The sequence below is a fragment of the Rhizobium sp. USDA 3886 genome (assembly GCF_056279785.1).
Map to the genome: position 1 here is coordinate 226,752 of NZ_JBWCDC010000003.1, position 26,966 is coordinate 253,717.

The 26,966-nt window shown below is 58.6% G+C and carries 27 protein-coding genes; 7 read left to right on the plus strand and 20 right to left on the minus strand.

Translation table 11 applies throughout. The features are described 5' to 3' along the window. Positions 1 to 3: 3 nt before the first annotated feature. Positions 4 to 708 carry a carbonic anhydrase gene (locus ACZ9BX_RS23890; protein WP_476220530.1) on the minus strand — a complete coding sequence of 235 codons (705 nt, stop codon included), beginning with the start codon at positions 706 to 708 and terminating at the stop codon, positions 4 to 6. A 443-nt stretch (positions 709 to 1,151) separates the two neighbouring features. Between ACZ9BX_RS23890 and ACZ9BX_RS23895 the strand changes: the two genes are divergently transcribed. After that, positions 1,152 to 1,421, plus strand: a complete 270-nt coding sequence (locus tag ACZ9BX_RS23895; protein WP_476220531.1) for a hypothetical protein — start codon at positions 1,152 to 1,154, stop codon at positions 1,419 to 1,421. A gap of 2 nt (positions 1,422 to 1,423) precedes the next feature. Here ACZ9BX_RS23895 and ACZ9BX_RS23900 read toward each other — a convergent pair whose 3' ends face one another. After that, positions 1,424 to 2,146: a response regulator gene (locus ACZ9BX_RS23900; protein ID WP_476220533.1), complete on the minus strand. Its 723-nt coding sequence runs from the start codon at positions 2,144 to 2,146 to the stop codon at positions 1,424 to 1,426. Positions 2,147 to 2,504: 358 nt separating this feature from the next. Between ACZ9BX_RS23900 and ACZ9BX_RS23905 the strand changes: the two genes are divergently transcribed. The 4 genes from ACZ9BX_RS23905 (at position 2,505) to ACZ9BX_RS23920 (ending at position 6,375) form a co-directional block, all read left to right on the plus strand. Further along, positions 2,505 to 2,894 (plus strand): c-type cytochrome, encoded by a 390-nt coding sequence (locus ACZ9BX_RS23905; RefSeq protein WP_476220535.1) that lies wholly within the window; start codon positions 2,505 to 2,507, stop codon positions 2,892 to 2,894. A gap of 375 nt (positions 2,895 to 3,269) precedes the next feature. Further along, positions 3,270 to 3,740 (plus strand): (2Fe-2S)-binding protein, encoded by a 471-nt coding sequence (locus tag ACZ9BX_RS23910; protein ID WP_476220536.1) that lies wholly within the window; start codon positions 3,270 to 3,272, stop codon positions 3,738 to 3,740. Between the two features lie 10 nt (positions 3,741 to 3,750). After that, positions 3,751 to 5,925 carry a xanthine dehydrogenase family protein molybdopterin-binding subunit gene (locus tag ACZ9BX_RS23915; protein WP_476220537.1) on the plus strand — a complete coding sequence of 725 codons (2,175 nt, stop codon included), beginning with the start codon at positions 3,751 to 3,753 and terminating at the stop codon, positions 5,923 to 5,925. 108 nt (positions 5,926 to 6,033) lie between these two features. Then, on the plus strand, positions 6,034 to 6,375 hold the full coding sequence (locus ACZ9BX_RS23920; protein WP_476220538.1) for a hypothetical protein: 342 nt from the start codon (positions 6,034 to 6,036) through the stop codon (positions 6,373 to 6,375). Between the two features lie 196 nt (positions 6,376 to 6,571). On the opposite strand, the gene ACZ9BX_RS23925 is transcribed toward ACZ9BX_RS23920, so the two are convergent. The 6 genes from ACZ9BX_RS23925 to metC form a co-directional block, all read right to left on the minus strand. Next, positions 6,572 to 6,910: a hypothetical protein gene (locus tag ACZ9BX_RS23925; protein WP_476220539.1), complete on the minus strand. Its 339-nt coding sequence runs from the start codon at positions 6,908 to 6,910 to the stop codon at positions 6,572 to 6,574. A gap of 153 nt (positions 6,911 to 7,063) precedes the next feature. Beyond that, positions 7,064 to 7,849 carry an amino acid ABC transporter ATP-binding protein gene (locus ACZ9BX_RS23930; protein WP_476220541.1) on the minus strand — a complete coding sequence of 262 codons (786 nt, stop codon included), beginning with the start codon at positions 7,847 to 7,849 and terminating at the stop codon, positions 7,064 to 7,066. A gap of 9 nt (positions 7,850 to 7,858) precedes the next feature. After that, complete coding sequence (locus tag ACZ9BX_RS23935) at positions 7,859 to 8,965, minus strand: amino acid ABC transporter permease (protein WP_476220543.1); 1,107 nt, start codon at positions 8,963 to 8,965, stop codon at positions 7,859 to 7,861. 2 nt (positions 8,966 to 8,967) lie between these two features. Beyond that, positions 8,968 to 10,083 carry an amino acid ABC transporter permease gene (locus ACZ9BX_RS23940; RefSeq protein WP_476220544.1) on the minus strand — a complete coding sequence of 372 codons (1,116 nt, stop codon included), beginning with the start codon at positions 10,081 to 10,083 and terminating at the stop codon, positions 8,968 to 8,970. A 40-nt stretch (positions 10,084 to 10,123) separates the two neighbouring features. Then, the gene (locus ACZ9BX_RS23945) at positions 10,124 to 11,158 is read right to left on the minus strand and encodes a transporter substrate-binding domain-containing protein (protein WP_027513038.1); all 1,035 of its coding nucleotides are present in this window, start codon (positions 11,156 to 11,158) and stop codon (positions 10,124 to 10,126) included. A 31-nt stretch (positions 11,159 to 11,189) separates the two neighbouring features. Beyond that, positions 11,190 to 12,395 (minus strand): cystathionine beta-lyase, encoded by a 1,206-nt coding sequence (metC, locus tag ACZ9BX_RS23950; RefSeq protein ID WP_476220545.1) that lies wholly within the window; start codon positions 12,393 to 12,395, stop codon positions 11,190 to 11,192. Positions 12,396 to 12,497: 102 nt separating this feature from the next. On the opposite strand from metC, the gene ACZ9BX_RS23955 reads away from it, so the two are divergent. Together ACZ9BX_RS23955 and ACZ9BX_RS23960 are read left to right on the plus strand one after the other, a co-directional pair. Beyond that, entirely contained in the window at positions 12,498 to 13,424 is a 927-nt protein-coding gene (locus ACZ9BX_RS23955; protein ID WP_476220546.1) for a LysR substrate-binding domain-containing protein, read from the plus strand. Between the two features lie 18 nt (positions 13,425 to 13,442). Continuing rightward, positions 13,443 to 13,823 (plus strand): hypothetical protein, encoded by a 381-nt coding sequence (locus tag ACZ9BX_RS23960; protein WP_476220548.1) that lies wholly within the window; start codon positions 13,443 to 13,445, stop codon positions 13,821 to 13,823. A gap of 286 nt (positions 13,824 to 14,109) precedes the next feature. Here the strand turns inward: ACZ9BX_RS23960 and ACZ9BX_RS23965 are convergent, their stop codons facing one another. From ACZ9BX_RS23965 to ACZ9BX_RS24020, 12 genes are all read right to left on the minus strand, one after another. Then, a complete protein-coding gene (locus ACZ9BX_RS23965) occupies positions 14,110 to 15,015 on the minus strand; it encodes a nucleotidyltransferase and HEPN domain-containing protein (protein ID WP_476220549.1) in 906 nt (301 codons plus the stop codon). Positions 15,016 to 15,315: 300 nt separating this feature from the next. Further along, positions 15,316 to 16,239, minus strand: coding sequence for an ArsR/SmtB family transcription factor (locus tag ACZ9BX_RS23970; protein WP_132558673.1), 924 nt, complete (start codon positions 16,237 to 16,239; stop codon positions 15,316 to 15,318). A gap of 165 nt (positions 16,240 to 16,404) precedes the next feature. Beyond that, positions 16,405 to 17,229 carry a carbohydrate ABC transporter permease gene (locus ACZ9BX_RS23975; protein ID WP_476220552.1) on the minus strand — a complete coding sequence of 275 codons (825 nt, stop codon included), beginning with the start codon at positions 17,227 to 17,229 and terminating at the stop codon, positions 16,405 to 16,407. Between the two features lie 3 nt (positions 17,230 to 17,232). After that, complete coding sequence (locus ACZ9BX_RS23980; protein WP_476223019.1) at positions 17,233 to 18,066, minus strand: carbohydrate ABC transporter permease; 834 nt, start codon at positions 18,064 to 18,066, stop codon at positions 17,233 to 17,235. Positions 18,067 to 18,168: 102 nt separating this feature from the next. Next, positions 18,169 to 19,437, minus strand: coding sequence for an ABC transporter substrate-binding protein (locus tag ACZ9BX_RS23985; RefSeq protein ID WP_476220553.1), 1,269 nt, complete (start codon positions 19,435 to 19,437; stop codon positions 18,169 to 18,171). Positions 19,438 to 19,580: 143 nt separating this feature from the next. Beyond that, the gene (locus ACZ9BX_RS23990; RefSeq protein WP_476220554.1) at positions 19,581 to 20,666 is read right to left on the minus strand and encodes an ABC transporter ATP-binding protein; all 1,086 of its coding nucleotides are present in this window, start codon (positions 20,664 to 20,666) and stop codon (positions 19,581 to 19,583) included. A 59-nt stretch (positions 20,667 to 20,725) separates the two neighbouring features. Next, positions 20,726 to 22,246 (minus strand): arabinosylfuranosidase ArfA, encoded by a 1,521-nt coding sequence (arfA, locus tag ACZ9BX_RS23995; RefSeq protein ID WP_476220555.1) that lies wholly within the window; start codon positions 22,244 to 22,246, stop codon positions 20,726 to 20,728. A 172-nt stretch (positions 22,247 to 22,418) separates the two neighbouring features. Then, positions 22,419 to 23,030, minus strand: coding sequence for a flavin reductase family protein (locus ACZ9BX_RS24000; protein WP_476220557.1), 612 nt, complete (start codon positions 23,028 to 23,030; stop codon positions 22,419 to 22,421). Between the two features lies 1 nt (position 23,031). After that, positions 23,032 to 23,775, minus strand: a complete 744-nt coding sequence (locus ACZ9BX_RS24005) for an aspartate/glutamate racemase family protein (protein ID WP_476220559.1) — start codon at positions 23,773 to 23,775, stop codon at positions 23,032 to 23,034. Between the two features lies 1 nt (position 23,776). Further along, positions 23,777 to 24,598 carry an ABC transporter permease gene (locus tag ACZ9BX_RS24010; protein ID WP_027511462.1) on the minus strand — a complete coding sequence of 274 codons (822 nt, stop codon included), beginning with the start codon at positions 24,596 to 24,598 and terminating at the stop codon, positions 23,777 to 23,779. 1 nt (position 24,599) lies between these two features. Continuing rightward, positions 24,600 to 25,514, minus strand: a complete 915-nt coding sequence (locus ACZ9BX_RS24015; protein WP_476220561.1) for an ABC transporter permease — start codon at positions 25,512 to 25,514, stop codon at positions 24,600 to 24,602. Between the two features lie 152 nt (positions 25,515 to 25,666). Continuing rightward, on the minus strand, positions 25,667 to 26,965 hold the full coding sequence (locus ACZ9BX_RS24020; RefSeq protein ID WP_476220562.1) for an ABC transporter substrate-binding protein: 1,299 nt from the start codon (positions 26,963 to 26,965) through the stop codon (positions 25,667 to 25,669). Between the last annotated feature and the right edge of the window lies 1 nt (position 26,966).

A 26,966-nucleotide genomic window follows, 5' to 3' on the forward strand; every position in this document is an offset into this window, starting at 1 on the left:
GCGTTACTCCCCGGCAAGCGTTGCAGCGGCCCGCGGCATGACATGCGGGTGATCTCGTCCTATGACGGCGACTGGCAGCGGCTCGCCCTCCTGCACATCGGTAAATGTCGCCAAGACCCCGTCATAGACTTGGACCTCGCCCGTTCCAATGTCGAAGAACCAGCCGTGCAGCGTGATTTCGTTGGTCGCAAGCTTCGCAGCCACCGCTGGATGGGTCTTCAGGTGGTCAAGCTGAACGACGACGTTTTCCATCGCTACAGCCCGCACGCGGTCAGCTTCGGAAAGGTCGTCGGGATAGGCTTGGCAAACAATCGAATAGGCGGCGTGGCTGTGCCGCAGCCAGGCTGCGACATTCGGCATCGATTCCAGCATTGCCGGGTGGCACAGCCCTTTCATCGCCCCGCAATCTGAGTGGCCGCAGACAACAATGTCGCTGACGCCGAGTGCCAGGATGGCATATTCGATTGCGGAAGAGACGCCGCCATTGAGCGTCGAGAAGGGGGGAACAATATTGCCGGCATTGCGGCAGACGAAGAGATCGCCGGGCCCGGACTGCGTTATCGTTTCCGGCATCACCCGGCTGTCGGCGCAGGATATCATCAGGGCATGTGGCTGCTGGCCTTCGCGCGCGAGCTTGCGGTAAAGCGCCGAATGACTCGGGAACACGGCGCCACGAAAGCTGGAGATACCTTTCAGGAGATCACCCATATTTCGAATCCTCTTTCTGGCCGGACGTCGGACTGGGAGGAGGACGTCTCTCATCCGGCGGGTTGCAAAAGCGATCTGTTCGCAGATGCACAATAAAGGGAGAGAAGAGATCAAAAACAGAGCCACGCAGCATATTGCGGCGCAACATTTTTCAATAAAACGTGATTTACGCAATCCTAGATGGCATTTATCTCAACGCCGAACCCTTGGATCACTGAGAAAACTCGCGTAGGCGGGCCTGAACGAGCATCAAGTGACTAGTCACTCGTCCGCAGAGATGGCGCGCCGCTCTCAGAGCTGGCGGGACGCCTCCGGCTGTCAGGCGGATTTCGTCGGGCCTGGATTCGGGCAGCTTCTCCACGGTCTCGCCCCGCCCAAGAGCCTCGGCGGCCGAGGCAAGCCCTCACAGCGGCCGGGCAATGCGATTGCTAGTGAAGACACCGATGACCAAAAGCACGATGGTTGTTATCCCGAGCGAGAACAGCGATTGCGTGTTCCACTGGCAAGCAGGACTTCCTGGCGAAGGGAGCAGGCAGGGATTCGAGCAGGCTCGCAAGCAATGCGGTGCGGCTGAAGAACTCGCCCCTGGCGGCCGCCCGCAGGGCCTCGTCGCGCTCTTCCCAGGAGATAAGGAATGCAAGGGCCTGCGATACGACGAGCGCAAGCAGCATGAATACGATGAACTGGGCGGCGAGGCTCCTTTTCCACCATAGCATCATCCGGATGCCACCTCCGCAGAAAAGCGGTAGCCGCCGCCCCAGTGGGTCTTGATGATGGCGGGATTTTTCGGATCGAACTCGATCTTCTTGCGCAAGCGGCTGACTTGGTTGTCGATGCTGCGATCGAAAAAATCTGCGGTGCGGCCGACGGTCAGATCGAGAAGTTGGTCACGGCTGAGGACGAGGCCCGGATGTTCCAGGAAGGCCTTGAGCAGGCGAAACTCCGCGATGCTGAGCGCGATGCCGACGCCGTCCTCGCCGATCAGCTCTCGGCGCCCGACATCGAGCCGCCATTGATCGAAGGTCACGGTTTTCGACTTGATCGTCTCGCGCTGCTGCTGCGGCAGGCTGTTGACCCTGCGCAGCACGGCCCTGATGCGCGCCAGAAGCTCACGCGGGTTGAAGGGCTTGGTAAGATAGTCGTCGGCGCCGAGCTCCAGTCCGATGATGCGGTCGGTATCGTCCGCCATCGCCGTCAGGAAGATGATCGGTGTCTCCATCGTGCCGCGCAGCTGGCGACAGACTGATAGACCATCCTCACCCGGCATCATGATATCGAGAACGATCAGGTCCGGGGCGCCACGTTCGACGATGCGCCGAAGAGCCGCGCCGCTTTCGGCGACGCTGACGTGGTAGCCCTGTTGGGAAAGATATTTGCCGACGAGGTCACGGATGTCCCGGTGATCGTCTACGACGACGATATGGTGTGCCGTTTGCATAGAGCGCCTCACGCAAGGAATGAAGATATGAACGGCAATATAAAGTGACGGAAAAATCCGGCACCTCCAAAAGTGTATCAAAGTTTGCCGAATCCGGCGATCCGGTTACCTGACGAATTGCCCGCCATTCCAAGGAATAGCCTGAACTGGCGGGTCCGTCTTCGGTCTCGTCTAAGCTTGTATGAAGACATATCCGGACGGCTTGAGACATTTCGCGACAATTCCCTACCCGTCTGGCACATCTCTGCGACAAACCGCCCTTAGCCTGCAAGCGTCGAAACGATCTGCACCGAAGCAGCCGTTGATCCGCATCCGTGCAGTCCCAACGATGCAAGACGCAATGACACAAGGACTTTCAATGAAACCAATCTGTCTCGGCTCAATGCTGGTGTTCTCACTGTCGCTCGCGGCTGGCGGCCGGAGCCTGGCGCAGGAGCCGGTCAATCCGGAGGGCGAACGGCTGTTCCGCACCCGTTGCGGCACCTGCCACAGTGTCAACATCGGCGAAAACCGGATGGGGCCGCATCTTTCCGGCCTTCTCGGTCGGTCGGCGGGAACCATTGAAGGCGCACGCTACTCGAAAGCGCTCGGCGGGTCCGGCATCGTCTGGGACGACGAGAGGCTGCAGGCCTTTCTGGCCAATCCGCGGCAAGTCGTTCCCGGCACGACGATGACCGTCACCATTCGTGACGAGGCGCAGCGATCGGCGATCATCGCCTATCTGCGCAGCGTTTCCTCCGTCGACTAAAGCGCATGCGCCAGGCGGGGAAAAGACGGAGCGGAAGCTCCAGTAGCAGCCCGAGATCGGATCGTCCGCTCTCAGGCAATTCAAACTCCAACCAGAAGTGAGGCATTCATGAAGAATTTTCTCATCGCATTGGCAGCCTCCGTCGGCCTTCTTATGGCCGCAGGCAATGCCTTGGCCCAAGGGTCCGGTTGCACGCGGCTCCAGTCCGCCAGCTCGCAATCGCAGCCGGCTCCCCCGGCCGACCAGTCTGGCTCGGACGCGCAGCGCAAAGCCAGCTGACCAGGATACCACCCCTGCATCCTGATCGAGCGGCACGCGATGGCGGGCAAATCCGCCATCGCATCTGGGACTTCTTTCAAGAGATTGGAGCATGTTATGGTTCAACTCACCATTAACGGCGTGGCCCGCGATATCGACGTGGATCCTGAAACGCCTCTTTTATGGGTTTTGCGTGAACAGGCCGGCCTGACCGGCACCAAGTTCGGCTGTGGCATTGCGCAATGCGGCGCATGCACGGTGCATATCGACGGCGTCGCCACGCGCTCCTGCGCTATGCCGGTCAGCGCGATCGACGCAGCCCAGGAGATCGTCACGATCGAAGGGCTTTCCCCGGAAGGCTCCCATCCGGTCCAGCAGGCATGGCTCGCGCTCGACGTGCCGCAATGCGGCTACTGTCAGGCCGGCATGATCATGGCGGCCACCGCCCTTCTGAGCACGACTCCGAACCCAACGGATGACGATATCAACGCGGAAATCACAAATATCTGCCGCTGCGGCACCTATAACCGGGTGCGGGCCGCGATCAAGCTCGCCGCTGCAAACAGCAGTGCCGCGCAGAAAGGCTGAGGGTAGAACGATGAATGTGGTCACGCTATCACGCCGCAAGTTTCTGATTGGTACGGCCGCGGCGGCCGGCGGATTTTCACTCGGCTTTCAGATTCCGCTACAGGCAAATGCCGAGCAGGCGGCATCGGATATATTGCCGGAAGTCAACGCCTGGGTTCTGATCCATCCGGACGACACCGTCGTCATCCGCATCGCCCGCTCGGAAATGGGACAAGGCACGCTCACAGGACTGGCGCAGCTCGTCGTCGAAGAACTCGAATGCGACTGGTCCAAGGTTACCACCGAATATCCGACCCCTGGGGAGAGCCTTCGACGCGAGCGCGTCTGGGGTAGTTTCTCGACCGGGGGCAGCCAGGGAATTCGCGGCTCGCACGAATACGTCAGGCAAGGCGGAGCTGCCGCACGCGAAATGCTTGTTGCAGCCGCCGCCAGCACCTGGAATGTTCCGCGTTCCGAATGTTCCGTTCAGAACGGCATCATCACCCATCCCGCTTCCGGACGTACGACGCCTTATGGCGCCGTGGCGACGCTTGCCACGCAGATGCCAGTTCCGAGCGCGATCGCGCTCAAGGACCCGAAGGACTGGAAGATTGCCGGCAAGCCGCTTCCGCGCCTTGATACCGCCGACAAGCTCACCGGAAGGCAGATCTACGGCGCCGATGTTCAACTTCCCGGAATGCTGAACGCTTCGGTGAAGGCCTGCCCGGTGTTCGGTGGCAAGATTGCAAGCTTCGATGCCGCCGCCGTCTCGGCGAGGCCGGGCGTGCGCAAGGTCGTGCAGGTCGATGAGGCAACCGTGGCCGTGGTTGCCGAGACCTGGTGGCAGGCGCAATCGGCGCTCAACGCGCTTCCGATCGTCTGGGACGATGGTCCGAACAAAGCCGTCACGAGCGCCTCCATCGCCGCAATGCTCGCCGAAGGCCTCGATGCAGACGACGCCTTCCTCGGCACTTCGACAGGCGATGCGCCCGCAGCACTTCAGGAAGCAGCACGGGTCGTCACGGCAACCTATTCCTTCCCCTATCAAGCCCATGCCACCATGGAGCCGATGAATGCGACAGCGCGGTATACGCCAGACAGATGCGAGGTGTGGGTGCCGACACAAAACGGCGAAAGCAGCCTTGCGAACGTGGCGGAAGCCTCCGGCCTGCCGATCGGACAATGCGAGGTCTATAAGCTGCATCTCGGCGGCGGCTTTGGCCGGCGCGGCGCCAACGAATCCTACGTCCGTCAGGCGGTTACGATCGCCAAGGAGTTTCCAGGCACGCCGGTGAAGCTGATCTGGTCGCGTGAGGAGGACATGCTGCACGGCTCCTATCACCCGACGACGCAGTGCAGGATGCGGGCAGCACTCGATGCCGACGGCAATCTGACGGCGCTTCACATGCGCATCAGCGGTCAGTCTATCCTCTCCTCGCTCCGTCCACAGATGTTTCGCGAGAACGGTCACGACCCAATCGTGTTCCAGGGGCTGAACGCCAGCGGCAGCGAGGGTGTCTTTGGCTACACCGTCGCCAATCTCCTCATCGACCATGCCATGCGCAATCCTCCCGTACCACCCGGCTTCTGGCGTGGCGTAAACCTCAACCAGAATGCCTTCTACGTGGAAAGCTTTTTGGACGAGCTTGCCCATGCCGCCGGAACCGATCCCCTCGATTTCCGCCGTAAGCTTATGGCTGACCATCCGAAGCATCTGGCGGTGCTGGAGGCCGTCGCCGAACGCATCGGCTGGGAAACGCCGGCGCCGCAAGGCATATACCGTGGCCTTGCGCAGATCATGGGTTTTGCCAGCTATGTCGCTGCAGCCGCGGAAATCTCCATCATCGACGGACAGTTGAAGATCCACCGCATCGTCGCCGCGACGGACCCCGGACATATCGTCAACCCCGCCCAGGCCGAACGCCAGGTCGAAGGGTCCTTCGTTTACGGTCTCTCCGCCTGCCTCTACGGCGAATGCACCATCAATGGCGGCCGCGTTGAACAGGAGAATTTCGACACCTACGAGGTGATGCGGATGGAGCAGATGCCGGCGGTCGAGACAATCATCATGCCGTCCGGTGGCTTCTGGGGTGGCGTTGGCGAGCCGACCATCGCCGTCGCCGGCCCGGCCGTCCTGAACGCCGTCTTCGCCGCTACTGGCAAACGGATCCGGCAACTGCCGCTGAAGAACAATAGCCTTTCATAAACAAGGGGAGATGCAGCCTTTTACAAGGGAAAAAGGGGGGTTCCGCAACGAATGCCGGGAGACCTCTTTGCGGGGCCCAACCTCTAGGATCAACCAAGCGAGTTTGTCATGCGCCACGAAGACAGAGATCAAGAACCGGACTATCTGGAAGAGTATCTGCTCCGCCGTCGGCATGCGATATCCGACCAAGTCGTCGGCGTCGCACTTTTCGCATTCTCCATTCTGGCGATGGCGATAGGCTTGGACGCCGCGTCGGTGCGCACGGCTCCGGCCCCCGACCAACCTCTGTCGGCATTGGTGACCACGAGGCCTACAACGCCCTGCATCGACGACAGGATGCCGGCGGGAGGCCGCTCGGAGGCGATGAGATCGCGCCATGTTCTGGACCAGAACATCAATACGACGCTCGCCCTTCGCAAAGTGTCGTCGAGATCGATCGCAATCCGCTGACAACTTGGCAGATAGCCGCGTTTGTTTTGGCCGTTTGACCCCACCGTGCGGATTGAACATTGACCCCGACCTTGGCCCCCATGGCTAGGACGTCACCGACCATCTTTGCAAACCGCACCGTAATCGGCAGGCCGTCGTTGAAGTTGCACGAATCTAATTGATTTTGGTGAACCTCATGATGTCGGCAAGAACGTCATCAATCTTGGGCATATTCTTGATACCCAAGAGGGTAATGTGAAGCGGGTTTGGTATCTCGGGCCGATATGGGTGTCGAGCTGCGGCACATAGCCATTGGTCCACAGATAGTCGTCTTTTCGTCGAGGATCGACGCAGTGCCGCGCACGACCGGATAATCGTCGTCGCGAAACACTTGGTCTCTCCGCCGGTCGTAGGATGCGCACGCCCACGACATTGTCTCCTTGGGCGCCGCTTGCGAAAACGCGTCCCACTCCTCGTCGTTGGAATAGGTCTGGCCGTGAATGAACTGTTCGCGCAGGGGCTGCGCGTAATTGTCCTGGTAGGTCTCAAGGACCATCGAAAGGAGCGAGCCTCGCCTCCCGTCGAGATGCTTGTCACGTACTCAATCGCGGCCTACATAGTCATCATAGTCATCTCGCACACTCGATCTGTGTTTCGTGTCGCGCTTATAGAGCAGCGGCATCGGTTCAACGAAGCTATCAGTCGGAAGTCAGTGCAGGATCTGGCTGAGGAAGAGCTTGGTCCGCTCGTGCTGCGGGTTGTCAAAGAACTCGGCCGGCGCGTTCTGCTCGACGATCTGGCCCTGATCCATGAAGATCACGCGGTTGGCCACCTGCCGGGCGAAGCCCATCTCGTGGGTAACGCAGACCATGGTCATGCCCTCTTCGGCAAGCTGAACCATCGTATCCAGCACTTCCTTGATCATCTCCGGATCGAGCGCTGATGTCGGTTCATCGAACAGCATGATGCGCGGGTTCATGCAGAGTGATCGGGCAATCGCCACACGCTGCTGCTGGCCGCCGGAGAGCTGACCCGGATACTTGTTGGCCTGCTCGGGAATCTTGACGCGCTCAAGATAGTGCATCGCGATCTCATCGGCCTTTTTCTTTGGCATCTTGCGCACCCAGATTTGTGCCAGCGTGCAATTTTCGAGGATTGTCAGATGCGGGAACAGATTGAAGTGCTGGAATACCATGCCGACCTCGCGGCGGACCTCGTCGATCTTCTTCAGATCGTTGGTGAGCTCGATCCCATCAACGAGGATCTTCCCACTTTGATGTTCTTCCAGCCGATTGATACAGCGGATCATGGTCGACTTGCCCGAACCGGATGGCCCGCAAGCGATGATGCGCTCGCCGCGCATCACGTTCAGGTTGATGTCCTTCAAGGCATGGAAGTCGCCATACCACTTATTTAAGCTCGTCAACTCGATAGCAACTTCTTCATTCGAAGAAACAGGTTGATCGCTGGACTGGCCCACAATGGATAAAGTCATGCAATCCTCTCAATGACTGATGCGGCCACGCCGTTCCAAGAAATCGGAAAAACGGGCGAAAGAGAAAGAGAGCGCGAAAAAAATCGCGCCAATGAACAGAAACGTTTCGGCCGCGGGCGATGGCCATGCCGGGTCGGCCAAAGCCGCTTTGCCTGAGCTGATGAGGTCAAACAGTCCGACGACAAGCACCAGGCTGGTGTTCTTGATCATCACAATGATCGTATTTGCAAGAGCGGGGATGGCGACACGAATGGCTTGCGGCAGAATCACGAGTTGTTGCGTGCGCCAGAACGAAAGACCGAGAGCTTCAGCGGCCTCGTACTGCCCACTCGGGACGGCCTGCAGGCCGCCGCGGATCACCTCAGCCAAATAGGCCGACGCAAACAGCGTCAGAGCGACCAACGCACGTACAAACTTGTCAGGCAAGAGATAGTCCGGCAAGAACAACGGGAGCATAATCGACGCAACGAACAGGATAGACAGCAGCGGGAGTCCACGAATCCCCTCTATGAAGGCCACTGCCATAATTCGTACAGTTGGCATCGTCGTAGAGCGTCGTGCGAGTGCCAACAAGACGCCGACGGGAAAAGCGACCCCAATGGCCACAACAGTCAAAATAAGGGTTACTGGAAGTCCGCCCCAGGACGATGTGGGAACACTTACCAGTCCGAGACCACCACCCATCAGCCATCCGACGAGCGCCAGGGCCGCGATCCAAAGTTGCAAAAGTTTCGGTGTCCAACTGGCGGGTCGAACCGACCAGGCGAGAAGGGCAATGATCAGGACGCAAACCAGTGCCGGACGCCAACGCTCGTCAAAAGGGTAGATCCCAAAAAGCAATTGGCCGGATTTTGCGTAGATAAAGCTCCAGCAAGCGCCGGAAGCCGCACGGCATGCGTCGGGATCGGGGTCAAACAGAACCGCGTCCAAGACGAACCACCGAAACATCGTGGGCACCGTGGCAAACAGGCCAGCACCAAAAATGATGCTGAGCGTTGCATTCAAGGGCGTACCGAAGAGAAGCTTGGCTGTTTCGCGAGCCCTGCCGGCCAAAGCTCCCGATGAAACTGGAGGCATAATTGGCTGCCCTACGAGTTCTGCGGATATTGGTTTCATAGTCATCGCTCCACTATTGCGATACGGCGGTTGTACCAATTCGCGGCAGCCGACAAAGTCAGGTTCAGCGCAAGGTAGACACCGAGGATGATAAACAGCCCTTCGATCGAATGACTCGACTTGCTTATGGTCGTGTTCATAACCGCCAGGAAATCAGGATAGCCAACCGCAATCGCAAGCGTCGAGTTCTTGACGACGTTGATGTATTGGCTGTTCAGAGGAGGCACGATTATGCGCAACGTCTGCGGGATGACGATCAGTCGCAATATACTGGTTCGGGACAGACCGAGTGATCGGCCGGCATCCCATTGGCCCTTTCCAATGGCCAATACGCCGCCCCTAACGATTTCCGCAACGAAGCCACTGGTGTAGATCGTCAAACCGACCAGAATTGTGCTGAGTTCCGGCGTTAGCGTGATGCCTCCCCGGAAACTAAAGCCCGTAAAGACCGGCCAATCTACATTGGCTGGCACATTTGCCACCCAGATACCGATTGCCACTGCACCCACCAAGGTGAGGATCGAACGCGAATGAATTTGCGGAAAGAACGTACGGAATGCTCGCGCTCCAAGGAAAAGAATCGCCAGGCCAAGGAGACCCCATCCAATTGATTGCAAGCTGATGTTGACGGACGGCATCGCCATACCACGCATTGACACGTAGGTGCCGGGCGCAAGATTGAAGGCTTCGGTAATCGGGGGAAGTACCTTCCACCACAACGAATAGAGAAAAATGAGCAGGACAATTGGAGGGGTGTTGCGCGCGACCTCGATCCAGACCTTGCATGTGCCTGAGGCGAGTGGATTGCTGCTCAGGCGCGTGATTCCCAGGATCAGGCCTATGATCGATGAAAAGCCGATGACCAGTGCCGAAATAAGGATCGTGTTGGCGATCCCGACAACAATCGCCCAATAGTAGGGGTCTCGCGGTCCGTATGACAGCATCGACTCGGAGATCACGAGCCTTGACGGCATAGTGAGGAAGTCAAAGCCTATCGGGATGCCACGCGCTTCGAGATTGGTGACCGTCGTGGTGAAGAGGAGAGTCGCAAACCCAATGAGCACTAACAGTAAAACACCCTGAACGGCAATCGCTCTGGCCTTCACGTCGTTGAACATCTGACTCTCCTCACTTCTGCTTGTATGAACGGTAGTAGTGTCAGTTCCACGGAAGCGGGTAGTTCAACCCACCATCCTTGGCCAGGGCGTTCATACCGCGTGCGACTTTAAGTGGGCTCTTCATTCCAAGATTGTTGTCCCAAATTTCCGCGTAGCTGCCCATCTGTTTGATGACGTTGTAGACCCACTTGTCATCAAGCCCGATTGGCTTGCCGAAACCGGGCTCCTCTCCCAAAACGCGCTTCACTTCAACGCTTCCTGTTTTGAGTTTCTCATCGATGTTTTTCGAGTCGATACCGTTGGCCTCGGCCCAAAGTAGCGCGTTGACGGTCCAGCGGACGATATCGAACAATTGGTCGTCACCGCGTGCGATTGCGACCCCGTTCGGTTCGACGGTATTTCCGACTCTAATAATGGCGTAGTCGTCCGGGTTCTTGGCGACCGAGGCACGTTGTCCGGCTGCGGCAGTGCCGTCGGTGACGTAACTGTCGCAACGTCCGCCGAAAAAGGCATCCCGCGCCTGTATCGTAGAATCAAAGTAAACCTTCTGCATCGATATGTTGTGCTCTTCTTCGGTCTCCTGGATTGCTGTTTCCGTAAGGCTGCCACCACCCTGCAGGCAGACCGTCCTGCCATCCAGTTGTTTGGGGTCTGTGATATTGTCCGCCTTGCGAACGAGGAGTCCGTCCACGTCGTAGAGGGTTAGCCATACGAAGCGGACCACCATATCGCGCGTGTAGGTCAAGGTTGATGTCCGGGAGAGAATGTCGATCTCGCCCGTCTGCAGCGCCGGGAACCGCTGGCCTGCGTTAAGTGGCACAAAGCGGATTTTGTCCTTGTCGCCCAGGATGGCGACCGCAAAGGCCCGGCAAATGTCGGAGTCGAAGCCACGGTAGTAGCCTTTCTCGTCCGGCCGCGAGAGCCCCGGCACGCCTTGGCTAGCACCGCAGCTCACATAACCGCGCTCCTTGATCTTGTTTACGACAGTTTGAGCTTCCGCCGGCGCTCCCAGCATGGCTGAGGTAGCGATAGCGATACTGGCAAAGGCCAGCGATTTGAAAGTTCTAAGTTTCATGTTCGTGTTCCCTTTTTTCTTGATTGGATATCTAGATTTCCCGCCGGGTGGGCATGGAAGGTTCCACCATCTCGGCCGCCAGGATCCGAAATGATTTCTCGAGATCGGCCAGCAGATCATCGACATGCTCCAAGCCGATACTGAAGCGGATCAGGGGCCCCTGTATGTCGGTTCTGGTCGTTGTCCGGACCGGCTGTGGATCAATCACAGCCACGATGCTTTTCGTGCCGCCCCAACTTGCCCCTATGCTGAAGAACTCCAAGGATTCGATCGCCGATGCGACGCGCGGGCGCGTCCACGATTGCAAAACCACAGAGAACAAGCCCGAAGATCCCAGGAAGTCGCGTTGCCACAATTCGTGCCCGGGGTGGGAAGGAAGCGCCGGGTGTAGAACGCTCAGAACTTCAGGGCGCTCCTGAAGCCACTTTGCAATCGCCAGGGCATTCGCTTCTGAGCGATCGAGACGAATGGGGAGCGTCTCGATACCTCGCATGACAAGCGAGCAGTCTTCTGGCGACACACCGTAACCAAGATAACGCGATACATCCCGAAGGCGTCGGTAGAGGGTTTCATCGCGGACGGCGACTGACCCCATCAGCACGTCCGAGTGGCCGGAGAGATATTTCGACACAGCACAGATGGAGAAGTCGATCCCCATCGCTAGCGGTTTGAGCCGAAGCGGGGTCGCCCACGTGTTGTCAGCGGCCACGAGCGAGCCGCTTGCCCGTGCGGCCTTTACAATCGCCGCCATGTCCTGAATTTCCATCGTTGCCGAGCCAGGCGATTCGACCAAGACCAGCCTGACGCGGTCGTGGAGGAGTGCCGCAATCCCACCCCCGATCAGCGGATCGTAATAGCCGACCTCAATTCCTAGAAATGAGAGAAAGTTATCGGACAGTGTTCTTACCGGATCATATACACTGTCCGGGAGCAGCACCTGATCGCCCGCTTTGGCCACCGCCAGAATTGTCAAGACTATGGCAGCAAGACCAGACGGCACAACGTGGGAGTAGGTTCCGCATTCCAGCGACGCGATGCGCGCTTCGAGAGCCCGCGAGGTTGGGGTGCCGTAAAGCCCGTAGGAATAACCATCGTAGAAAGTCTCGCGACGGCGTTGATAGGCATCGACCGTAGGGAATACGACCGTAGAGCCACGGAACACAGGAAAGGACAGGCTTTGAAAGCCGAGTGGGGCTGTGGCGTCGTTTGTCTGAAGGCATCTGGTGTCGTCGTGCATATTTAATGTTTCCTTGGCTGCTTCCGACAGTAGCCGTGTGATTGAGCCGCCACAAATGTATAGTGATCACCAAATCATTCACTGTGGTTATAATGGATCGCCATGAACCTTGCCCTGATTGAAATATTTAGCGCCGTCATGAAAACGGGCTCGACCACGAGAGCTGCTGATCTACTGGGAATTTCGCAGCCTGGCGTCAGTCGTGGTTTGAAGCGGCTCGAAGACACAACCAAACTCAAGCTGTTCGAACGCTCTGGCCCCCGGCTTACGGCGACGCCGGAAGCTCTTCTGCTTTACCGCGAGGTTCAGGCCGCCCACGCTGGCCTTGATAGGTTGAAACAAGCGGCAGCACGCATCCGGGAAGTGGGGACAGGTTCGCTCAAGGTCGCGAGTTCCGCCGCTCTGGGCCTGAGCTTCATGCCGCGAGTGATCGCCAAGTATTTGAAGCACCGGCCCGCCGTATCGATTACCTTCGAAATCGCGGGCTCGTCTGCAGTTCGTGATCTGGTGGCGAGCGGTTTGTTCGATTTTGGGCTTTGTGCCGATGAGATCGACACTACCAATCTGGTCGCCGAGCCTTTCATTGAAAGTTACGGTGTATGTGTGTTCCGAAAAGGTCACGCACTCGAAAGTAAACGTATCGTGAGCCCGCTTGACCTCGAACAGGAACGCCTGATCTGTCTCGCGCCTGAGGACACCGCTCGAAAGCAGCTCGACCGTCATCTCGCCGCCCAGGGTGTGTCGCCTCGCATGATCGTGGAAACGCAATTCTCAGCCACAGTCTGCCAACTTGCGATCGAAGGCGTGGGCGTGGGCGTCGCCAACGTCCTAAGCTACGTGTCAGAGGGATACGAAAAAGCAGGACTCGTTGCCCGCCCCTTGCTTCCCGCAGTCACCTTCGTGACATTGCAGATCCTGCCGCCACAAAGGGCAAGATCGCGGCTTGTGGATGAGTTTGCAGCGGATCTCATGCAAGAGCGCGATCAACTCCTGCAGGAATGCAGCAGCTATAGCCCGCATGGTCGCTAGTGGTCGCGAAAGCGCAACATGTTGGAAGATCGGTTTCTCAAGCGCCTGAGTAAGAAAGCCCGGAAGGGATTGCGGGGATGGCCAATTGCGACGATTGCCTTCTACGGTCCGAACCTGAGCCAAGCAACAAAGGTCGCTGTTGGCATCGTCCCATCCGAGAATGCAGCAGTGGAAGAGTTGCGCGACTGGAAAGTGGAACGCGGCGATGTCCGCGCCGACCCCGCCATTGCCCGTGAGATACTCGAATTTATCGAGGAGCATCAGGCGCGATCCGTCGTGATGACCGATGGCATCATTGGGTGCCCTCACCAAGAAGGGGTCGATTACGAAGGCGAATGGTGTCCAGTTTGCGAGTTTTGGCACGGACGAGATCGCTTTACAGGGCAGAGCGTCCAATAGTTCTGTTGCAAGGGGGAGGCTTGTCGTAGTCGGTAGTCTGTCAGGGACGACCGATTGAGACGGCCGTGAGGGCTACGCCGGCCGGGCTAACGCGGCTTTCGAGTTGCCTTTTAACTCCGACGAAGGGTGCCACCGGTCTCCGTCATCGCTGTCGCGCTGATGCGAGTGCCGCGCATATCAGGGCTATTTTATTTTACTCTCTTGGAGAGAGCGACAAAGCCATCTTGGCCGTCGCCGATGATCTGTTCCCGATAGCACGGCCCTAATGCCGAATTCAGCGGAATCGTCAAACGGTTGCCCGTTCCAACTCCGCAAGGCGCTCCTGGCAGATGGTCGCGACAATCTGATGGAGATGCTCGGTCCGCTCAAGCAGCCAGCTTAGCGCCTCGTCGGTGATCTCGAAGTGCTTCGAGTAGCGCGCCTTGACATAGGATTCGTTGAGGATGTTGTACCAAGCGGTATAGCGGTGCTGGTCACGCGGCCAGGCGTCGATCAGCCGGCGGTCCTGATCTTCGGCCAACCCGCGGAGGAATTTCAGATTGTGCGACGGCGGACTGTAGTTGGTCAGCGTCAGAAGCAGACAGGAATAGGCAGTTTCGACCGCTTGGTGGAGCTCAAAGACGGCGCGACGGTGGTTTCCTTTCGCCAGATAGAACCGTGACCCGTCAATCAGATCGCCGATTTCCGGTAGATGTAGGGTGACATGCTCCTTCGCCACCCTGTACGCATCGGCGGCGGAGAGCTTTTTCGGTTCGGCCAGCGGCCGGTCGTCGAGCTCGTAGAGCACGATGCCCTCGCGCAGGATGTCGACGAAGAAATACTGGCCGTCGGCCAGAAAGTTGTTCACCTCCCTGGCGCCATGGACGATCAGCCCGACCGGCGTCTTCACGCCTTTGTCCCACATCAGCCGGTCGGTGGTTTTGTCCCAGTACTGCGGTTCCGCCAGCTGCTTGGAATTGACCAGCACCAGGATGTCGTAGTCGGAGCGGTAGCCCTTCATCGTGTGCGGCTCGTCGACCCACGTGCCGCGGCTATACGAACCAAAAAGCAGAATCTTTAAGATCCGGCCGCGCTTCTTGAAGGCGGCCGACGTCCCTGACAGCGCGTCGGCGAACTCCTCATGGATGATCGCAACGATGCGAGCAAGCTCGCGCTGCTTTTCTTCCGGCAGATGTTCCAGGGACGATCGCATGGGTTCATCGATAGGCCAAAGACGATTCGCCGTCTACTACTGGAAACTGTAGGAACTGCGGCATGGAAGACGACGGAATGATCCGGCGGTGAAATCGATCGATGACCTGCGGAGTGTCGAGCGACCACAATCGCTGCACTGTCCAGAAGAGGTGGGGGCCTGCCTAGTTTCCGCGCCAGACAGGAACTTTTTTGTCAAAAGCGGCGTTTGGCTGCTGTCACCGGACTCGACCAAGTCGATGACATTCATGGGGCTCGCTGACATGGCAGGAGGCGAGCCCCTACCATATCCAGGTTCGCCTCAAAAGTAGATCGACATGACCAGATCCTGGTCGAAATCCCCGAAACCCTTGCCGAAAATGTTCATGCCGCCCGGATTGTCCGCCTTCTCGTCAATGCCGATGCGGAAGCGAATGGAATGATGATCGGCGATGCCAAGCGAGACGATCGTCTGTGTCGAGACCATCGCACCATCGATCCAGGTTCCTTTGTCGTCGATCGTCCAGGTCTTGAGCTTGCCGTATTGCGAGCCGCTGAGTTTCCACCAGGCGGGCGAATACATGCCGCGCCGGTCACCGAAATCACCGGGCGACGTCCAGTGGCCGGCCTTGATGCCATTCACCCAGATCGAAATATCGGACGGCCAGTTGGCATTGGTCGCCGGCGTCTCGGAGCTGAGCTCGGCCGAAAACTCCATCTTGCGGATCTTTCTGCCCGTGACCCTGGCATTGTTCGGAAATTTGTATTCCACGTAGCCACGGGTGAACCACAAAAGCCCGGCCTGCATGCGCTGCGGGTCGAGGAAAACTTCCTGCACGTCCAGCATGCCGATGACATTATTGACCGAGCACAGGCCGCAGGGCGCCTCCACTTCGAATTCCGTAAAGAGCCCGATTGGCATGCTGACGGTAACGACGTCGCCGGAGGACTTCGTGCCGTTCGTGTCGAAGCGGATAAGAATCTCGTCGTAGATGCTGGAGCAGACCTTCTGATTGCCTTTCGTCGCCTTCATCGTCTGCGTCTGGATAAGACCCGCCTGTTCCAGCGCCTTCAAATTGGTCGCCGTCGTCGACTGCGGCAAGCCCATGTGACCGGCGATGTCGTTGACATTCAAAGGGCCTTTCTGGCGCAGCAGATTGAGCATTTCGATGCGCGTCGCTGAACCGAGGGCGTGGACGACTTCGCCATCCTTCATCGGATCGACTGTTAGAAGCTTAGTCTCCATGCTCGACTACCGGTTCTCCAGTCTTTCTTGGTTGTATTTTGCTGATATCATGCGGCATGGACAGTGTCGCCGTCTTTTCTAAAGGTGCCGGCCCGCGCCTCGGGAGAGCAATCGCGGACCGGCGGGGCCTTCTCACCTCGGCCCAAAAGGTATGCTTCATTCGTCTTACCCCTTGATGCCGGAAGAGAGCATGAGCGCCTGTGTCACACGCTTCTGGAAGAGCAGATAAGCCACTGCGACCGGCATGGCGGCGAGGATCGCGACGGCCATGTCACGGGCATATTTGACGCCGAAGGCATCGCTGATCTGGGTAATGCCGACGGTGACCGTCATCATGTTCTCGGAGCTCGTGACGAGGAAGGGCCACAGGAAGGCGTTCCAGGCCATGATGTAGGTGATGATCGCAAGCGCTGTGGTAATGCCCCAGTTCAGTGGCAGATAGAGCTTGAAGAGGATCTGGAATTCGCCGCACCCGTCGAGCTTTGCCGCCTCGCGCAGTTCTTTCGGAACGGAATCGAAGAACTGCTTGTAGACGATGACGACGACGGGCACGATCAGCTGCGGCAGAATGATGCCGCCCCAGGTGTTGATCAGATCCAGCCGGTGCATGAGCACGAATTGCGATACCACAAGGGCTTGCGACGGCACCATGAAGCTCGCGAGGATGATGCCGTAGAGCAGCTTTCGCCCCGGAAACACGATCTGCGACAGCGCATAGGCGCACATCACGCTGATGACGATGACGACGACGGTGACGGTTATCGAGGTCACGATCGAATTCAGGTACCAGGTGGCGAGATTGGTCTGAAAAAGGGCAAAGTAATAGGCGGAGAAGTTGAAGACGTCCGGAATGAAGGTCGTTTTCGTCACGACCTCCTGCTCGGGCTTGATCGATGTGACGACCGCCCAGTAGATCGGGAAAGCCCACATGCAGGCAATGCAGAAGGTGAGAACGAGAAGAAGCGCGTTACCGATGGTCTTGCCGGGCATGTGTCAGCGCTCCCTTACGCGCAGAAGCTGATATTGCAGCACGGAAACGACGACGATGATCAGGAAGAGCATCACCGCGACTGCCGAGCCGACGCCACCGTGGTTGAGGCGGAAAGCCTCGCGATAGACGAGCTGCAGCAGCACATAGGTGGAATTGAACGGTCCGCCCTCGGTCATCAGATAGACCTGGTCGAAGATCTTCAGCTGCAGGATGAGCTGCAGCGTGAGAACGAGCGCCGTAACCGGCCAGATCAGCGGCCAGGTGATGCGACGGAAGCACTGGAGACGTGTCGCACCGTCGAGCATCGCAGCCTCGTAATAATCCTGCGGAATGTTGCGCAGTCCGGCGATGAAGAGCAAAAGGTTGAAGCCGTTCGTCCACCAGACCGTCACGAGTGCCACCATCGGCATCGCCCAGACGGGGTCACGGAACACACTGATGCGCTTGCCGGTGAGGAATTCGATGATGTGCTGCGCGATGCCGAACTGCTGGTCGAGAACCCATTGCCATATCTGCGTCACGACCGATACTGGCAGGATATAGGGGATGAAGAAGAGCACGAGTATCAGGCTCTGCAGCCACCCCTTCAAGCGCACGACCATCAACGCCAGGCCAAGGCCAATCAGCGTGTTCGGAATGACGGTCAGCACGACGAAATATCCGGTGTTCCACACGGACGTATAGAAGAGCTTCTGGCCGAAAAGCTTCACATAGTTGCCAAAGCCGACCCACTGGCCCTCGCCGATGAGCGGCGCATCGGTGAAGCTCAAGGCGAACATCTTGTAGACCGGGTAGGCAAACACGATCAGATATGCGGTCAGAAACGGCGTGATCATGATGATCGCCGTCAGTGTCTTGCCTCGTCTTTCATTTCTGAACACTGAGCTTCTCCCTCAAGAGCAGACGCCGGCCGGAGGTTGGCTCCGGCCGGCGCATTCTCACATCTGGCTCTTCAATTCTTCGCGCATCTGCTCGATCGCGTCTTCCGGTTCGAGCTGGCCGTTCAATGCCGGAACCACGAAGTTCTGCGTCGCTTCGTAAATCGGGCCGGCAACGCCTGCGAGTTTGGAGACCGGATCGAATGCGGCGGTGTCTGCGAGCTTGGCATAGGTCGCGTTCGGCTGCATTTCCTTGAACTCCTTGCTGTCGGTCACCGGCTTGTAGGCAGGAATGTGACCCGCGCTTGCCCAGGAGATGCTATGCTCATTCATCCAGTCGATAATCTCGAGCACGATTTTCACCTTCTCGGGAGAGATCGGCTTGGCATCGCTGTTGGGGATCGCGAAGGAGTGCGAGTCCGCCCAGGTCGCCTGGGTGCCCATAAGGTTCGGAATTTCGATGGCGCCCCATTCAAAGCCGAGATTGCCGTTCTTCTGCAAGTCGACCATCGTCGGCACCTCCCAGACGCCGTTGATATGCATGGCGGCCTTGCCGGAGGTAAAAAGCGCAATCGAGGCTTCATAGGAAATCAGCTTCGGCGAATAGCCGGTGGAGACCCAGTTTGCCATGGTCTTCAGGGCATTGACACCGGCATCGCCCGGCAAGATCTCGTCTCCCTCGATGAACTTCGCGCCCTGCTGGGCGAGCAAGGTATAGAAGACACGCCACATCGAGCCGCCTTCGTCAGTGTGCAGCGACAGCGGATACTCGACCTTGGCGGTCGCCTTGATCTTTTCAAGCGCGGCATTGAAATTGTCGAGCCCGTCGAGGCCCTTGGGCAGGCCGTCGTCACCGAGCAAGCCGGCCTCTTTCAGAATGGTCTTGTTGTAGTAGAGAACGAGTGAATGAACGTCGAAGGGGATGCCATAGACCTTGTTGTCGAAAGTCGCCTGTTTCCAGGCCGCATCGACGTAATTCTCCTTCTTGATTCCGGCAGCAGCAAGCTCCCCATCTGAGAATGGCCGGAGGATGCCGGTCGGCACGGCGAGCGGATATCGCGACATATGGTAGGTCATGATGTCAGGCTGCTGACCGACGGCCGCGGACGTCTGCACCTTGGTATAGAAGGGAACGCCCCATTCAAGCGTCGTCGCGTTGATCTTGATATCCGGATGGGTATCGTTGAACTCCTTGATCAGCGCCTTCATGCGGACGCCGTCGCCTCCGCTTAAGAAGTCCCACCAGGTAACGTCCGTCTGTGCGAATGCGGCTGCCGAGGGCAGCAATGCGATTGCCGCCGAAACGGCCAGTTTCAATATCTTTTTCACGTCGGTTCCTCCTCGATTAAAGCATCGGTTATGACCATCCCGCGGCACGGAATGGCTTTCGCTGCGAACCTCCTCCAAGGCCCACAATCCTCATTCCAGCATTTACTTCCGAAATCCGGGTTCAGACGCCCAGATTCCGGGTATCAGCTGAGCCTTCTGCCTTCGCTATCGAAGGCCAGCATTTCGGGCACTCTCAGAGAGAGGCTGATCTTTTCCTTGGGCTGCGGGCGGCTGTCGCGGCACTCGACCGTCATTTCCGTGCCGCTTTTAGTCAGGATGTGCAGGTAGCCGGTCCCTCCCAGCTCCTCGGTGAACTCGGCCACGGCCGCAAGCGTCACGGTGCCTTCGCCCGCCCCAAGCCCGATATGCTCGGGACGGACGCCGACATGGACAGATGTGCCCCGCGTGAGGCTCGCGCCGGTCGGCAGGTCGAATGGTTGGCCGGGCGCGTCGTCAAGCTCGACCCGCAAGGAGCCTTGCCCGGCGCTCATGACTTTTGCCTTCAGGAAGTTCATGCCCGGCGAGCCGATGAAGCCTGCGACAAACATGTTTTGCGGATCCCGATAAAGTTCGAGCGGCGCGCCGACCTGCTGGACGACACCGTCCCTCAGCACGACGATCTTGTCGGCAAGCGTCATCGCCTCCACCTGGTCATGCGTGACGTAGACCATGGTCGCGCCGATCTGCCGGTGCAGACGGGCGATCTCCATGCGCATCTTCACGCGCAGTTCCGCATCAAGGTTGGACAGCGGTTCATCGAACAGGAAGACGCGCGGCTCGCGCACGATCGCCCGGCCGATCGCCACGCGCTGACGTTGGCCGCCGGAAAGCTGGCTCGGCTTGTGACCGAGGTAGTCGCCGAGACGCAGAATATCCGCCGCCGCCTTTACCTTCTGCTGAATCTCCGCCTTCGGCCGGCGTGCGATCGATAGGCTAAACGCCATGTTTTCGAAAACGGAGAGATGCGGATAAAGCGCGTAGGACTGGAAGACCATCGCCACGCCGCGCTTGGAGGCCTCCCTGTGCGTCACGTCGTCGTTCTCGATACGGATTTCCCCGCCGCTCGTCTCCTCCAGTCCCGCGATCATTCTGAGCAACGTCGACTTTCCGCAGCCCGAAGGGCCGACAAAGACTGCAAACTCACCCTGTTCGATCTCGATATCGACGCCATGAATGACCTTGAACGCGCCGAACGACTTGCTGACGTTCGTCAGCTTGATACCAGACATGCATCCTCCCGATTGTCGTTTTCATCAGGGCGGCTCCCCCGCCGCCCCATGGCAATCAGTTACGCCGAAGCAACAGACAGCAGTATGAAATGATAGGACTTCGCCGGCAGCGAACCGATGAGCGCGCCCTCGTCGGTGACGGAAAGACCCGACCCCGCCTTGGGAACGATGCGGTTCTGGTCCTCGACCGAGTTCCTGGCTTTCAGGTCCTCGCCGGTCATGACGTGATGCTGCATGACCTTGAGGCCCTTGAAGCCCTGCAGGTCGACGCTCAAGTCCATCGCCTCGTTAAGGCTGCGGTTTACCGCAAAGAGCGCAATGCTCTTGCCGTCGTCATGCAGCACTGCCGACAGGTCGAGATAGGGAACGTCCTGGGCAACATCGCAGTCATAGGTCGGACCGGAGGCGGAAACGGTCAGTGCCGTGCCGCGCCCGTATTTCGAGGCAAACTGCAGCGGATAATAGATCGACTGGCGCCATGCAGGGCCGCCTGCCCTGGTAAGGATCGGTGCAATCACGTTCACCAGCTGCGCCATGCAGGCGATCTTGACGCGGTCGGAGCGGCGGATGAAGACATTGATCAGCGAAGCGACGAAAATCGCATCCTCGAGATTATAATGCTCCTCGAGAAGCGGCGGCGCTTCCGGCCAATCCCAGCTGGCGATACGCTCGCCGTCTTCCTTGCGGTCGTGATACCAGACGTTCCATTCGTCGAAGCAGATCTTCACGTCGCGCTTCGACCGCTTCTTCGCCTTGATGTAGTCGATCACACCGCCGATGGTGACGATATAGCGGTCGAGCTCGATCGCCTTGGCATAGTAGTTCAGCGTGTCGTTTTCTTCATTGCCGAAGTACTTGTGCAGCGAAATATAGTCGACGCTGTCATAGCTGGCATCGAGAACCGTCGCTTCCCATTCGGGATAACTCTTCATCTTGTCGTTCGACGAGCCGCAGACCACTGTCTCCAAAGTCTTGTCGAAATACTTGAAGGCCTTGCTGACCTCATTGGCGAGGTGACCGTATTCGGCGGCACTCTTGTGGCCGACCTGCCAGGGACCGTCCATTTCGTTTCCGAGACACCAGATACGGACATTGTGCGGATCTTTGTAACCGTGCTTGACGCGAAGGTCGCTCCAGTACGTTCCGCCCGGATGATTGCAATATTCGAGGAAGTTGCGCGCATCGTTCAGACCGCGCGAGCCGAGGTTCATGGCGAGCATCATCTCGGTATTTGCGAGCTTCGACCAGTCGGCGAATTCGTTGATGCCCATCTGATTGGTTTCACGCGTCCGCCACGCGAGATCAAGCCGCGTCGGACGCTGGTCCCGCGGGCCGATGCCGTCTTCCCAATGATAGGCCGAAACGAAATTGCCGCCGGGATACCGCACGATCGGCATGTCGAGGTCGCGGACCATATCAAGAACGTCGGTCCGAAAGCCGTCCTTGTCCGCTTTTTCATGGCCTGGTTCATAAATTCCGGTATAAACCGCACGGCCCATGTGCTCCAGGAAGGAGCCGTAGACGCGCTTGTCGACGGTTGAAATCGTGAATTCCCGGTTAAGGGTCGCTTTAGCCCGCATGGATGTTCCTCGTTTATTGAATCTGATTTTTTGCCAAGCTATTCTGGGAAGTTTTTTTATTCAAGTATTTTGTTTTGTATCAGAAAATCAGTTTTAAAACGATGTGCACAGGCCGGTGAACGGCCTGTTGGGCAGGATGCTTGCCGTGATCTTTCGATTTGAAAAGAATGCGTTAGAGCTTCGGCGTCAGCATTTCGAAGCGATCGCGGATCGTGCTGCAGGTGTCGCCACCGAGACGCGCAATGGCATCGACCTCGGCCGGGTCGACACGCAGCCGCTCGGGATCGACTACCCCGTCGCGGTAATGCGCATAGATGATCTCACCCAAGATGATCTGCCGCGATTTGCCAAGCTCCAGCGTGAGATGCCGGCGGCATTCGAAGGCGGCAGGAGCTTCCGCAATCCATGGCGAAACGACCTTTTCGCCGGGCATGGCCGTCAGACCAGCCTGCTTCAATTCGTCGACACCGCGCGGAAATTTCGCGCCGCACACATGCATCGCCTCGGCGATCGCAAAGGAGACCATGTTGACGGTGAAAACCTCGGTCATGCGGATATTGTGGGCAGTATCCTTAAAGGACATGTCCGGATGGTTCTCGACGCCGAGCGCCAGGATCGGTGGATCGGCCGATAGGCAGTTGAAGAAGGAAAAGGGCGCGGCATTGATGCGGCCGTTCTCATCGACCGTCGTCACCAGGGCGATCGGCCGCGGAACGATCGTGCCGATCATCAGCTTGTAGCGCTCGCGCTCGCTCAGTGCCGTAAAGTCGAAGGAGATGCTCATCTCAGCTTGCTGTCCGCATCGGGGCAAAGCTGCTCATTGCGCCCGTGAAGGGCTTGGGAACCGGCGAGGCATAAGAGCCGCGCTTGCTGGTCGAAAGCCCGAGCGAAACCAGCGCTTCAGCCTGCTTCACGGCCGCGGCAACGCCATCGACGACCGGAACGCCATAGATCTCCTGCAGATCGCGCGCGAGATCGGTCATGCCCGCGCAGCCGAGCACGATCGCTTCGGCACCATCCTCGGACAGGGCCCTTTCGATTTCGGCGCGGAGCTTTCCGATGGCACCTGAGGCCTCGTTTTCGAGTTCCAGCACCGGGATGTCGGACGCCCTCACCCTCGCCCGGCCGCCCATGCCGTAGCGGCGGACAAGATTGTCAATGAGTACGCGGGAGCGTTCCAGCGTGGTGACGACGGTGAAGCGCTGCGCCAGAAAGCCAGCCGTCGCCACGGCGGATTCGCAAAGGCCGAGCACCGGTACATCGGCGATCGTGCGCGCAGCATCGAGGCCAGTATCATCGAAGCAGGCGATGATTGCGGCATCGTAGCCGACGCCCTGGCGTTCCTTCAGCTCCATCAGCAGTCCCGGGATCGCGAGCGCCCCATCATAATGGCCCTCGATCGAAACTGGCCCCATACGGGACGTGACGGCGATGATTTCCGTCCCTGTCGCGGCGACAGCGCGCGCGGCGACCGCAGCCTTTTCGGTCATCGAAGCCGTCGTATTGGGATTTACCATCAATATGCGCATGTCAGCTGATCTTTGCCTGCTGCCGGCTGAGCATCATCATGATGCCGAGCGCGACGAGGATGATGGTGAAGGAGAAGAGCGTCGTCACCGTTCCGAGCGCATAGAGCACCGGCGTCGTGACGTTCGTCGTCATGCCGTAGATTTCGAGCGGGAGCGTGTTGTAGGTGCCCGACGTCATCAGCGTGCGGGCGAATTCGTCATAGGAGAGCGTGAAACCGAAGAGACCGACGCCGATCAGGCTCGGCAGGATCATCGGCAGAACGACGTGCCGGAAAGTCTGCCATGCGCTGGCGCCGAGATCACGCGCGGCTTCCTCGTAGGCGGGAGAGAACCGGTTGAAGACGGCAAACATGATGAGCACGCCAAACGGCAGCGTCCAGGTGAGGTGCGCGCCGAAAGCCGAGGAATACCAGGCGGGCTTCAGGCCGCCCTGCTGGAAGACGACGCCGATGCCGAGGGAAATGATGATCGATGGAACAACGAGGCTCGCAACGGTCGCATAAAACAGTGCGGTCGAGCCGCGGAATTTCCGGCGGAAGGCAAGGCCTGCGAGCAGCGACACGACGACGGTGACGACCATGACCATCAGCCCCAGCGTGAAGGAGCGTTTAAACGAGGCCCCAAAGTCGCCGACGGCCTGCTTTTCGAAAAGGTTGAAGAACCAGTGAACCGACACGCCGTTCAGCGGGAAGGTCAGGCCGCCGTCCGGCCCCTGGAATGATAGGATGACAATCGCCGAGAGCGGGCCGTAGAGAAAGAGCACGAAGACGATAAAAAAGACCGCAAGCACGTAGAATTCGAAGGTCCGCTTTTCGTGGTTCATCTCAAAGCTCCTTGCGGATGTCGACGACGCGCAGGATGGCGGCGACCATCAAGAGCACGACGACCAGAAGCACCACGGCGTTGGCGGCAGCGGCCGGATACTGCAGCAGCGACATCTGGTTTTTCATCATCAGTGCGACGGAAGCGCTCTGGCCACCGGACATGACCTGCACCGTCGAAAAATCTGCCATTACCAGCGTCACGACGAAGATGGTGCCGATCGCCATGCCGGGTTTTGCAAGCGGGATGGCGACGTTCCAGAGGATCTGCCAGCCGCTGGCACCGGCATCGCGTGCCGCCTCGAACAGCGAGCGGTCGATACGCATCAGCGTGTTGAAGATCGGCGTCACCATGAAGAGTGTGTAAAGATGCACCATGGCGAGGACGACGGCGAAATCGGAATAGAGCAGCCACTCGATCGGCTGCGGGATGAGCCCCGTCTCGATCAATGTCGTGTTTACGAGCCCATTGCGACCGAGCACCGGAATCCACGAGATCATGCGGATGATGTTCGACGTCATGAAGGGGACCGTGCAGACAAGGAAGAGGATCATCTGCGTTGAGGTCTTGCGGATATGGAACGCCAGGAAATAGGCGACCCAGAAGCCGATGAAAAGCGTCAGCGCCCAAACGATGACGGTGAATTTGAGCGTATTGAGATAGGTCTTCCAGGTGACCCACGAACCGAGCGTATCGGTGTAGTTCATGGTGAGGAAGGCGGGATAGAGCCCTGCGAAGTCATAATCCCAGAAGCTGACGAGCGCGATCATCGCGATCGGCAGCAGGAAGAAGAAGCCGAGGATCAGGAAGAGCGGCAACGCCTGGAGATAGGAGATCGCGGAAAGCGGCAGGCGAAAGCCGCCGCTTCGAACGCGCTCAGCCTTCTCACTGGGTTGTGTGGAAGCGATCGTTGCCATCTGCCATCCTCTCGGACATTGCGGAAACCAGGGATGGAAGGGATCCGAAAGACCCCTCCGCGACCTCCCACGGGGGAAGGGCGTTTTTCTGCCGCAACCTCTCCGGCTGCCTCCCTGCGTGGGAGGCTTGGGAGGGGAAAGCGGCGAGCACCTTAGGCAGCGATGAACTCGTTCCAGCGGCGGAGCATGTAGCGGTCTTCGTCCATGACCGAATTCCAGCAGGCGACAGCACCCATGCGGGCCTCGAAGGATCCGCCATCGCGCACCGCACCCGCCTTTTCCATCACCTTGCCTTCCGGCGAGAGGATGTCGCCCTGGGCCGGCTTGCCCTCGATCCAGTAGCCCCATTCGTCAGCCGACATGAAGCCCTTGGCGGTTTCCATGCAGGCGGAATAGTAGCCCTGGCGGTTGAGGTAGCCGCCGACCCAGCCGGACGTGTACCAGTTGATGTACTCGTAGGCGGCGTCGAGCTGAGCGCCCTGGAGGTGCGAGGCAATGCCGAGACCGCCGCCCCATGCGCGGTAGCCTTCCTTGAGGGGCTGGTACTTGCAGGCAATACCCTTGGAACGGACAGCGGCGACAGCCGGCGACCACATGGACTGGATGACGACTTCGCCCGACGCCATCAGGTTGACCGACTCATCGAAGCTCTTCCAGAAGGCGCGGAACTGGCCTTCGCTCTTTGCCTTGATCAGGAACTCGATCGTCTTGTCGATCTCTTCCTTGGTCATGTTGCCCTTGTCGGCATACTTGATGTTGCCCATGGCTTCCATGATCATCGCCGCATCCATGATGCCGATCGACGGGATGTTGAGGATCGAGGTCTTGCCCTTGAACTTCGGGTCCATGATGTCGGCCCAGGTCGTGATTTCACGGCCGACAAGGTCCGGACGGATGCCGAGCGTATCGGCGTTGTAGATGGTCGGAACCATCGTCATCCATTTCGTCGGTTCCTTGGCGAAGGTCTTGGAATCGACCCCTTCGACGAAGCCCACCGTATGTGGTGCAGTACCCTGCGCAATGACGCTGTCCGGTTTCATCTTGCCGTTGATGAACAGCGGCACGATCTTGTCGAAATATTTCAGCTTCGACGTATCCATTGGCTGAAGAACGCCGGTCGGGAAGACCTTCTTGGCAATCCAGTATTCGATGTCGGCGATGTCATAGCTGTCCGGCTGGGTGACGGCGCGCTGTGCAGCAGCATCCGAGTCCGTTGCCGTCATTTCGAGCGTGATCCCGAGATCCTTTTTGCACTGTTCGGCGATCGCATTGATGTTGGAGACGCCCGTGCCGAACTGGCGGAGCGTGATGCTGGACTGCGCCCAGATCGTCGGAAAGCCGGTGATCAGGCCCGAGCCGGCGGCAGCGCCGACTGCAGCAGCGCCCGTCTTCAGCAGCGAACGGCGGGAAATGCCCTTCTCCGTCTTGGTGGTTTTCGTTTCGGTCGTCATG

Excerpts from the sequence above, each read along its gene's own strand:
- ACZ9BX_RS23890 (WP_476220530.1), bottom strand. The coding sequence starts at position 708 with ATGGGTGATCTCCTGAAAGGTATCTCCAGCTTTCGTGGCGCCGTGTTC.
- ACZ9BX_RS23895 (WP_476220531.1), top strand. The coding sequence starts at position 1,152 with ATGACCAAAAGCACGATGGTTGTTATCCCGAGCGAGAACAGCGATTGC.
- ACZ9BX_RS23900 (WP_476220533.1), bottom strand. The coding sequence starts at position 2,146 with ATGCAAACGGCACACCATATCGTCGTCGTAGACGATCACCGGGACATC.
- ACZ9BX_RS23905 (WP_476220535.1), top strand. The coding sequence starts at position 2,505 with ATGAAACCAATCTGTCTCGGCTCAATGCTGGTGTTCTCACTGTCGCTC.
- ACZ9BX_RS23910 (WP_476220536.1), top strand. The coding sequence starts at position 3,270 with ATGGTTCAACTCACCATTAACGGCGTGGCCCGCGATATCGACGTGGAT.
- ACZ9BX_RS23915 (WP_476220537.1), top strand. The coding sequence starts at position 3,751 with ATGAATGTGGTCACGCTATCACGCCGCAAGTTTCTGATTGGTACGGCC.
- ACZ9BX_RS23920 (WP_476220538.1), top strand. The coding sequence starts at position 6,034 with ATGCGCCACGAAGACAGAGATCAAGAACCGGACTATCTGGAAGAGTAT.
- ACZ9BX_RS23925 (WP_476220539.1), bottom strand. The coding sequence starts at position 6,910 with ATGGTCCTTGAGACCTACCAGGACAATTACGCGCAGCCCCTGCGCGAA.
- ACZ9BX_RS23930 (WP_476220541.1), bottom strand. The coding sequence starts at position 7,849 with ATGACTTTATCCATTGTGGGCCAGTCCAGCGATCAACCTGTTTCTTCG.
- ACZ9BX_RS23935 (WP_476220543.1), bottom strand. The coding sequence starts at position 8,965 with ATGAAACCAATATCCGCAGAACTCGTAGGGCAGCCAATTATGCCTCCA.
- ACZ9BX_RS23940 (WP_476220544.1), bottom strand. The coding sequence starts at position 10,083 with ATGTTCAACGACGTGAAGGCCAGAGCGATTGCCGTTCAGGGTGTTTTA.
- ACZ9BX_RS23945 (WP_027513038.1), bottom strand. The coding sequence starts at position 11,158 with ATGAAACTTAGAACTTTCAAATCGCTGGCCTTTGCCAGTATCGCTATC.
- metC (WP_476220545.1), bottom strand. The coding sequence starts at position 12,395 with ATGCACGACGACACCAGATGCCTTCAGACAAACGACGCCACAGCCCCA.
- ACZ9BX_RS23955 (WP_476220546.1), top strand. The coding sequence starts at position 12,498 with ATGAACCTTGCCCTGATTGAAATATTTAGCGCCGTCATGAAAACGGGC.
- ACZ9BX_RS23960 (WP_476220548.1), top strand. The coding sequence starts at position 13,443 with ATGTTGGAAGATCGGTTTCTCAAGCGCCTGAGTAAGAAAGCCCGGAAG.
- ACZ9BX_RS23965 (WP_476220549.1), bottom strand. The coding sequence starts at position 15,015 with ATGCGATCGTCCCTGGAACATCTGCCGGAAGAAAAGCAGCGCGAGCTT.
- ACZ9BX_RS23970 (WP_132558673.1), bottom strand. The coding sequence starts at position 16,239 with ATGGAGACTAAGCTTCTAACAGTCGATCCGATGAAGGATGGCGAAGTC.
- ACZ9BX_RS23975 (WP_476220552.1), bottom strand. The coding sequence starts at position 17,229 with ATGCCCGGCAAGACCATCGGTAACGCGCTTCTTCTCGTTCTCACCTTC.
- ACZ9BX_RS23980 (WP_476223019.1), bottom strand. The coding sequence starts at position 18,066 with ATGATCACGCCGTTTCTGACCGCATATCTGATCGTGTTTGCCTACCCG.
- ACZ9BX_RS23990 (WP_476220554.1), bottom strand. The coding sequence starts at position 20,666 with ATGTCTGGTATCAAGCTGACGAACGTCAGCAAGTCGTTCGGCGCGTTC.
- arfA (WP_476220555.1), bottom strand. The coding sequence starts at position 22,246 with ATGCGGGCTAAAGCGACCCTTAACCGGGAATTCACGATTTCAACCGTC.
- ACZ9BX_RS24000 (WP_476220557.1), bottom strand. The coding sequence starts at position 23,030 with ATGAGCATCTCCTTCGACTTTACGGCACTGAGCGAGCGCGAGCGCTAC.
- ACZ9BX_RS24005 (WP_476220559.1), bottom strand. The coding sequence starts at position 23,775 with ATGCGCATATTGATGGTAAATCCCAATACGACGGCTTCGATGACCGAA.
- ACZ9BX_RS24010 (WP_027511462.1), bottom strand. The coding sequence starts at position 24,598 with ATGAACCACGAAAAGCGGACCTTCGAATTCTACGTGCTTGCGGTCTTT.
- ACZ9BX_RS24015 (WP_476220561.1), bottom strand. The coding sequence starts at position 25,514 with ATGGCAACGATCGCTTCCACACAACCCAGTGAGAAGGCTGAGCGCGTT.
- ACZ9BX_RS24020 (WP_476220562.1), bottom strand. The coding sequence starts at position 26,965 with ATGACGACCGAAACGAAAACCACCAAGACGGAGAAGGGCATTTCCCGC.